The 695-nt window shown below is 58.0% G+C and carries 1 protein-coding gene; it reads right to left on the bottom strand.

Translation table 11 applies throughout. The features are described from left to right. Positions 1-430: 430 nt before the first annotated feature. A partial coding sequence (locus ACOI1H_RS26055; protein WP_422441258.1) for an integrase core domain-containing protein occupies positions 431-695 on the bottom strand: 265 nt, incomplete at its 5' end.

The following is a 695-nucleotide window of genomic DNA, read 5'->3' as shown; positions in this document are numbered from 1 at the left end:
TTAAATCGTTACCGGGCGAATAGGGATGTTGATGCTGGGGAGTCCGACGGGGATCGTGCAGCGCGTGGCATAAAAACACTATAGCCAAGATCAAAGAACAGGCCGGCGGCGCAATTAGCCTTCATGCGCAATGGAACCCGAACGTTGTGCGTGAAGCGGTCTGGGAGATTCGGGGCCACGATCTTTTCAGGTCTGCCCAAGAATACCACGGTTTCCGTGAGGTGGACGTTTGCGAGTTCACTGGCGCTGTGACGTTGTTGGACGACGATCTTGCAGGCGGTGCTGACGAAGACGAGAAGCGCTTTGGAACATAACTGCACCCGCCCCCTTTTCGATCCAAACATCTGAGCGGCTATACGATTTGGCCAGCTCTGACTCTTCTCCTTACCATCGATATACTGGGTGCAACAGTTGACGTTGCCCCCAACTTTCATCCAGCGTGAGCGAGACTCCGGGTTTGATTTTTGCTCGTCTGGGTGGGTTGGGCAACGGGGTCTGGCGCGGAACCCTGCGAATTACACAGCGTCAGGCCCCGATGCGGGGCGAAGGTTTCGGCGAAGGTTTCGGCGAACGCGGCAGGCATCTGCCAGCCGAGGCGGGAGTGGGGGCGTTCTGTGTTGTAGTCCGTGCGCCAGGCGGCCAGCGTCACGCGGGCATGATGCAGGGAGGGGAACAGGGTTTCATTCAGGAGTTCG

This window comes from Loktanella sp. DJP18 (assembly GCF_049310965.1).
In the GTDB taxonomy this organism is placed as follows: domain Bacteria; phylum Pseudomonadota; class Alphaproteobacteria; order Rhodobacterales; family Rhodobacteraceae; genus Loktanella.
The sequence above is the reverse complement of the archived record's forward strand: the minus strand, read 5'-3'. Positions and strand labels throughout refer to the sequence as shown.